Raw genomic sequence first — 7,202 nt, 5'->3', positions numbered from 1 at the left:
TCCCGGGATGGTGCTGAGCGGGGAGCTGCGGCGGTTGCCGCCGGCCGCGCGGGCGGCGCCGCGCAGCGCGGCGTCGGTGAAGTCGCGCAGCAGGAACCCGGCGAACGGTGTGGCCAGGTATCCCGCCAGCAGCAGTGCCACCCCGATCAGCAGCTTGCGCCGGTCGGCGCCCCAGGCGAGCCCGAACACGAACCCGGCCGCCGCGCGCAGCGTCCTCATGCGCCCGCCCCGCCGCGACCGCGGCCGGCGTGTGCCGGGCCGGACCTCGCACCGCGCTGGCAGCCGGCCTGAGCGGGACCGGAGCCCGCTTCGCGCCCGGTCATGCGACGGCCTCGCGGAAGCGGCTGGCCTGCAACGCGAACATCTCGGCGTAGTGGCCCCGCGCGGCCGTCAGCTCGTCGTGGCTGCCGCGCTCGACGACCTGCCCGTCGGACAGCACCACGATCTGGTCGGCGCGCCGCACGGTGGAGAAGCGGTGCGAGACGATGACGCTGGTCAGGCCCTCGGTCTGGGTGAGGAAGCGGTCGAAGAACTCGACCTCGGCGCGGACGTCGAGGGCGGCGGTGGGCTCGTCGAGCACGAGCACCCGGGCGCCGCCCGCGACGGCGTGCAGGGCGCGGGCGAGCGCGACCCGCTGCCACTGCCCGCCGGACAGGTCCGTGCCGCCGGGGTAGCGGGCGTTCAGCGTGGTGCCCAGGCCACCCGGCAGCGCGTCGAGCAGGTCGTCGGCGCCCGCGCGGGCGGCCGCCGCCCGCCAGCCGTGCTCGTCGCCCGCGCCGAGCCCGATGTTCTCGCCCGCGCTGAGCTCGTACCGGTTGAAGTCCTGGAAGATGACGGCGAGGCGCCGCTGCCAGGATGCCGGGTCCAGCTCGCGCAGGTCGACGCCGTCGGCGGTGATCGCGCCCCGGTCCGGGTCGTAGCAGCGGGTCAGCAGCTTGACCAGGGTGGTCTTGCCCGCGCCGTTGAGCCCGACGATCGCGGTGCACCGTCCGGCCGGGATGGTCAGGTCGAGGTCGGTGAAGACGCGGCGGCCGTCCGGGTAGGCGAAGCCGACCCCGGCGAACCGGATCTCCTCGCGCGGGGCGGCGGCGGGCGCGTCGCCGGGCAGCGCTGCGCCGCGGGTCGCCTGCTCGAAACCGGTGAGCGCGGCGTACGCCCGGCCGCCGAACTGGGTCTGCACGTCGGCCTCGGGGAAGTACACCCCGAACCGGATCGGCACGAGCACCGCCTGCACCGCCACGGCGAACCCGAGCAGGTCCAGCTCGCCCGACGCGGTGGCGCGGGCGACGGCGACCAGGGCCACGGCCGCTCCGGCGAGCCCGGCCAGGGCGAACCCGACGAACGGCCGGCGCAGCAGGCGGCGGCGCATCGCCCACAGCGGGTCGAGGTAGCCGCGGTGCTCGGTGTGCAGCCGCCCGCCGAGGAAGCCGAGCAGGCCGAGCACCCGGATCTCCTTGGCCGCCTCGGTGCCGGTGGCCAGGCCGCGCACGTACGCCAGCCGGCGGCGCTGCGGCGAGAGCGCGTCCCACCCGGCGGCGAAGCGGCCCAGCGAGCCGCGCTGCCCGAACCGCACCACCAGCGCGGTCGCCGCGACCAGCGCCGCGACGGCGGGGGAGAGCACCACCCCGGCGAGCACGACCGCACCGGCGAGCCCGGCGTACCGGGCGGTCAGCGCGGGCAGCGCCGCGGCGGCGGCACCCGGCGACGGGCCGGCCCGGTCGATCGCGGTGCGCACGTCGGCCAGCAGGTCCAGCGTGCCGGGCCGTTCCAGGGCCGCGACCGGCGCGTCCCGGTACGCCGCGGCGAGCGCACGCTGGACGCAGTGCCCGTCGACGCGGCGGGCGATCAGCTCACCCAGCGCGGTCTGGAAGGGGCCGAGCAGCTGCTGTGCGGCGAGCATGGCGATGGTGAGCGCGGCGGCGGCGCCGAACGCGGCCTCGCCCCGGGCGACCGCGGGCACCCGGGACAGCAGCACGGCCATGCCGAGCATGAAGGCGATCGGGGCGAGCCCGAACGCGGTGCTGACCAGCAGCGCCGCCGTCACCGGCAGCGGGCCGGCCCGGCGCAGCAGCCGGGCGGTGTCGATCCAGCGCCGCACCCGCACCTCCGTGTAGTCGGCCGGTCACATCCATCGAGGTAATAGTTAACATACTTAAATGCACGCGTCCATCTCTGCCGCGGTGACCACGCACCCGCGCCGACGCCGCGCCGCGGCCATGCTCGCCGCGAGCCGGCCAGGGCTGGACTTCGAGATCGTCGAGGATCCCGATCCGGACGGCCCCCGCAGCGCGCTGCGCACCACCCGGCTGGCCTGGCGGCGCGCCGACCCCGCGGCCACGCACCGCCTGCTGGTGCAGGACGACATGCGGCTGGCGCCCGGGTTCGCCCGGCTGGTGCGGGAGGCGGTCGCGGCCCGGCCGGACCGGATCCTGTGCCTGTTCAGCGAGTGGGGTTCGCGCACCTCGGCGGCGGTGCGGCTGGCCGCGCTGGCCGGGGCGGGCTGGGTGCCGCTGCTGGACCCGTACGTGCCGACGACAGCCGTGGTGCTGCCCACCGCCGTCGCGCACGCGCTGGCCGAGTTCCCGGCCGAGCCCGGCGAGCCCGACGACGTGCTGCTGCTGCGGTTCGCCCGCGCGCACCGGATCGCGCCGCTGGTGAGCTGCCCCAACCTGGCCGAGCACGAGCCCGGCGACTCGCTGGTCGGCAACGACGTGCTGCACGGCCCGCGCCACGCCGCGCTGTTCGGCGGCGGCACCGTGCCGTGGCATCGGGAACTCGCCCCGCGCCTGGTGCCGTACCTGCCGCTGTTCGAGGGGATCGCCATCTGCCAGGTGCCCGACGGCGACGGCTGGCGGTCGATCCGCGCCGACGAGTTCCTCGCCCCGTCCGGCCTCACCATCCCCGACCTGCTCGACCGCTACGCGGTCACCGCCGCCCGCCACGACCCGGCCGGCCGCGTCCGCCGCGTCGTGGCAGACTCCCTCCTCCTCCAGCTCTGGCTCACCGCCTTCTGCCTCGGCGTAGCCACCCACGACACCCTCCGCCAACCGACCCCACCCCCGTCCGCCACCACGCCGCCGACCGGCCCTACGCCCCCGACCGGCCCCACCCCGCCCATCGGCTCCTCGCCGCCGACCGGCCACGCAGTTTCGGGGAAACGGCACGAACTTCCGGGCGCAGAGCAGCGGTTTCCCCGAAACTGCAGCGATCCCGCAGACCTCGTGGAGGTTCTCGCGACGGCGCGGGCGAGGGCGGCGTTGCGGACGTTCGCGCCGGGGGCGCTGCGGCGGTTCGTGCCGCGGCATCGGCTCGGGGGGTTGGCCGCGCTCGTCGATCCCATGGTGCGGGAAGCCATATCGGACGGATATGTACACGCTGGTCAGTGCGGCGAGGTTTTTTGGAAAGAATCTTTGCAGTAAGCGGCGGCCATGCTAGATGTTGTATGCCCATGTATGGATCGTCGTCGAGAGCGGGGTGTCGATGGAGTCGCAGGCGCTGCTCAGCGCTCCGCTGTCCCTGCTGCAGCGGCGCATGTGGCATCTGTGCACGGCCTATCCGGGCACCGCGTCGCCGATCGTGGTGATCGCCAACCGGATCACCGAGCCGTTGGACGTGCCCGCCTTCACCGCGGCGGTGGACGCCCTGGCCGACCGGCACGACGCGCTGCGGACCACGTTCGCGATCGACGCGGACGGCCCGCGGCAGGTCATCGCCCCGCCCGGTGGGCTGGACACCGAGCACGCCGACGTCAGCGCCCACGCCGATCCGGAGGCGAGCGCGCGGGCGCTGGTCGCCGAGCTGGCCGGGGCGCTGCTCGACCTCGACGGCGGCACGCTGGTGCGCTCCCTGCTCATCCGGCTCGGGCCCGACGACCACGTCTGGTGCCTGGCCGTGCACCACCTGCTGGCCGACGGGGAGTCGGCGATGGTGCTGCAGCGCGACCTGGCCGCGCTCTACCGCGGCACCCCGCTGCCCGAGCCGCCGATCGGGTACGCCGCGTTCGCCGCCGAGCAGTGCGCGGCCGGTGACGGCGGCGCGGACCTGCGCTGGTGGGCCGAGCATCTGCGCGGGGTGCCGCCGCTGGACCTGCCCACCGACCTGCCCCGGCCGCCGGTGAAGACCACCCGCGCCGAGCAGGTCGACCTGCGCGTCGACGCCGCCGCCGCGGACGCGCTGGACGCGTTCGCCCGCGCGCACCGGACCACCCCGTTCATGGCGCTGCTCACCGCGCTGCTGGCGGTGCTCGCGCGCCGCTCGGGCCAGCGCGACTTCTGTGTCGGCACGCCCGTCTCCGGTCGCCTGCTGGAGGAGACGGAGGAGGCGGTCGGCCTGTTCAGCAACATGATCGCCCTGCGCGCCGACCTGTCCGGCGACCCCGACCCGGCCGAGCTGCTGGCGCGGGTGCGGGCCGAGGTGATCGCCGGGCTGGCCCGCCAGGCGGTGCCGTTCGGGCAGGTGGTGGCCGCGGTCGCCCCGCCGGAGGACCGGTCGCGCACCCAGCTGTTCCAGGTGATCTTCTCGCTGCACACGCAGACCGCGGGCGGCGCGCCGGGGCTGCGCTGGGCGCCGTTCGGCCAGGCGGCGCCGCAGATCCTGCACGACCTGGTGCTCGACGCCTGGCGCGGGCCGCAGGGTCTGGACCTGACGCTGCGCTACGACACCGGCCTGTTCACCGCCGGCACCGCCGCCGCGATCGTCGGCGAGGTCGCCGACCTGGTCCGGGCCATGCCGGGTGCTGCCGGCCGGTCCATGTTCGGGGTGCGGCATGGGTAGCCACATCGCGTTCTTCAACATCCCGGCGCTCGGGCACCTGTTCCCGACCCTCGGGCTGATCGGCGAGCTGGTGCGGCGCGGGCACCGGGTCAGCTGCACGGCCACCGCTGACCGCGCGGCGTACGTGACCGCGGCGGGCGCGCGGGTGATCCCGTACACCTCGACGCGGCCCGGCGACACCGATCCGGGCGCGCGCACGCCGGACCGCGGCGAGCACATCGGACGCAGCCTGCTCAACTTCCTCGCCGAGACCGAGCACACCCTGCCGCAGCTGGAGCCGCCGCTGCTGGCCGACCGGCCCGACCTGGTGCTGTTCGACCGGCTGGCGTTCGCCGGGCACGTGTTCGCCCACACGCACGCGATCCCGGCGGTCCAGCTGTGGCCGATGATGGTCTCGGCCGGTCCCTGGTCGATCGGCGACGCGGTGCCGGTGGACCCCCACCACCCGACCCTGGTCGAGTACGGCGTGCGGCTGGAGAAGTTCCTCGCCGACCGCGGCCTGACCACGCTGCCCGCCGAGGAGTTCCTGAGCCCCCGTGTGGTGCGCCACCTGGCGTTCCTGCCGCGCGCGTTCCAGTACGCGGGCGAGCGGTTCGGCCCGGAGTTCGGGTTCGTCGGGCCGTGCACGGTGCCGCGCGCCGGGGACGGGGCGTGGTCGCCGCCCGCCGACGGTTCGCCGGTGGCGCTGGTGTCGCTGGGCACGCTGAACAACCACTGGCCCGACTTCTACCGCCTGGTCTTCGAGGCGTTCGCGGACACGCCGTGGCACGTGGTGCTGGCCGTGGGCCGCCGGCTGGACCCGGCCGCACTCGGGCCGCCGCCCGCCAACGTCGCGGTCGTGCCGATGGCTCCGCAGCTCGCGGTGCTGGCGCACGCCAAGGTGTTCGTCTCGCACGCGGGCCTGGGCGGGGTGATGGAGGGCGTGCAGGCGGGCGTGCCGCACGTGGCCGTCGCCCGGACGCTGGAGCAGGACGTCAACGCCGCCCGGATCACCGAGACCGGCATGGGCGCCGCGCTGCGCCTGGACGGGCTCACCCCGGCCCTGCTGCGCGCGACGGTGGACCGGGTCGCGGCGGACCCGGCCATCGCGGCCGGGGTGGCGGCGATGCGGGCCGAGGTGCTCGCCGCGGGAGGTGCGGCGCGCGCCGCCGACATCGTCGAGTCCTGCCTGGCGGGCCGGGCGCGGGGCAGCGGGGGATAGGCCGGCGGGCCGTCCGGCGCCCCCCGGGCGGCCCGCCACAACCGTGCGAGCACGTGCCATCGATAAATGGGCCGGTATATATCAACCGAACCGGCAGCCGTGATCACTGCTTTGTACGTAAGAAACTTAACTATTTATTGGCATCGTGGTCCCGGCGGCGGGACGTCCCGCCGTGTCCCCCTCGGGAATCTACGGAGGTTCCACAAGTGATCATCAATCGTAGGCGTGTCGTGGCCGGGCTCGCCGGCCTCGGCCTGGCCGCGACCAGCCTGGTCGCCGCCGCAGGTCCGGCCTCGGGCGGGCTGCCGCCACGCTGGGTGGGGACATGGGGGACCGCACTGACCGCGCCGAGCCTGGCCAACACGGGCAGCTCGCTCAACGGCTTCACCGACCAGTCGATCCGCCAGCTCGTGCGGGTGTCGCTGGGCGGCGAGCAGGTGCGGCTGCGGTTCACCAACGCCCACGGCACCGGCCCGCTGACCATCGGCCACGCCAGCGTCGGGGTGCCCGCCACCGCGGGATCACCCACGCTGCAGCCGGGCTCGATCCGGGAGGTCACCTTCGGCGGCAGCCAGTCCACGACCGTGTACAAGGGCGCCGAGATCCTCAGCGACCCGATCGACCTGCCCGTCGCCAACACCTCCGAGCTCGCGGTGACGATCTACCTGCCGACCACGACCGGGCCCACCTCGTGGCACTGGACCGCGCGGCAGACCGCCTACGTCTACCCCGGCGACCGCGCCGAGGACACCGACGGCACCGGCCACAGCGCCGCCTACAACCACTTCTACTACCTCGCCGGCGTCGAGGTGTCGACCAGGACCGGCCTGGGCACCGTCGTCGTGCTCGGCGACTCCGTCTCCGACGGCTCCGGCTCGACCATCGGCGCCAACACCCGCTGGCCCGACTACCTCGCCTCCCGCATCACCGGCACCTGGCCCGCCGTGGGCGACCCCGGCGTGATCAACGTCAGCCTCGCCGGGAACCAGGTCACCAAGGACGGCCTGGCCATCAACTCACCCGCCCTGGGCGACAGCGCCCTGGCACGCCTCGACGACGACGTGTTCAACCAGCCCGGCGCCCGGACCGTGTTCGTCGAACTCGGCATCAACGACGTCCACCTGTCCGGGTTTCCCGCCGACCGGGTCATCGACGGCCTCAACCAGCTCGCGATCCAGGCCAAGGACCGCGGCCTGCGCACCGTCGTGGCCACCCTCGGCCCGTTCGA

General features: G+C 75.0%; 6 protein-coding genes. 4 read left to right on the top strand and 2 right to left on the bottom strand.

Annotation, left to right across the window (positions count from 1 at the left end):
• The coding region (locus AB0J67_RS37975) for a hypothetical protein (RefSeq protein ID WP_363490133.1) at nucleotides 1-219 on the bottom strand (219 nt) is incomplete at its 3' end.
• A gap of 100 nt (nucleotides 220-319) precedes the next feature.
• Nucleotides 320-2,098 carry an ABC transporter ATP-binding protein gene (locus AB0J67_RS37970; RefSeq protein WP_363490131.1) on the bottom strand — a complete coding sequence of 593 codons (1,779 nt, stop codon included), beginning with the start codon at nucleotides 2,096-2,098 and terminating at the stop codon, nucleotides 320-322.
• A gap of 58 nt (nucleotides 2,099-2,156) precedes the next feature.
• Between AB0J67_RS37970 and AB0J67_RS37965 the strand changes: the two genes are divergently transcribed.
• From AB0J67_RS37965 to AB0J67_RS37950, 4 genes are all read left to right on the top strand, one after another.
• Nucleotides 2,157-3,419 (top strand): hypothetical protein, encoded by a 1,263-nt coding sequence (locus AB0J67_RS37965; protein ID WP_363490129.1) that lies wholly within the window; start codon nucleotides 2,157-2,159, stop codon nucleotides 3,417-3,419.
• Between the two features lie 16 nt (nucleotides 3,420-3,435).
• Nucleotides 3,436-4,773: a condensation domain-containing protein gene (locus tag AB0J67_RS37960; protein WP_363490127.1), complete on the top strand. Its 1,338-nt coding sequence runs from the start codon at nucleotides 3,436-3,438 to the stop codon at nucleotides 4,771-4,773.
• A complete protein-coding gene (locus AB0J67_RS37955; RefSeq protein WP_363490125.1) occupies nucleotides 4,766-5,974 on the top strand; it encodes a macrolide family glycosyltransferase in 1,209 nt (402 codons plus the stop codon). The genes AB0J67_RS37960 and AB0J67_RS37955 overlap by 8 nt, the downstream gene beginning before the upstream one ends.
• A gap of 206 nt (nucleotides 5,975-6,180) precedes the next feature.
• On the top strand, nucleotides 6,181-7,202 hold a 1,022-nt coding region (locus AB0J67_RS37950), incomplete at its 3' end, for a GDSL-type esterase/lipase family protein (protein WP_363490123.1).

It is taken from the genome of Catellatospora sp. NPDC049609, assembly GCF_040675365.1.
Taxonomy (GTDB): domain Bacteria; phylum Actinomycetota; class Actinomycetes; order Mycobacteriales; family Micromonosporaceae; genus Catellatospora.
Note: the sequence above shows the minus strand (reverse complement) of the source record. Positions and strands in the feature narration are given on the sequence as shown.

Bases quoted from the DNA above. Each gene is read 5' to 3' on its own strand.
- AB0J67_RS37965 (WP_363490129.1), top strand. From the start codon at position 2,157: ATGCACGCGTCCATCTCTGCCGCGGTGACCACGCACCCGCGCCGACGC.
- AB0J67_RS37960 (WP_363490127.1), top strand. From the start codon at position 3,436: ATGTTGTATGCCCATGTATGGATCGTCGTCGAGAGCGGGGTGTCGATG.
- AB0J67_RS37955 (WP_363490125.1), top strand. From the start codon at position 4,766: ATGGGTAGCCACATCGCGTTCTTCAACATCCCGGCGCTCGGGCACCTG.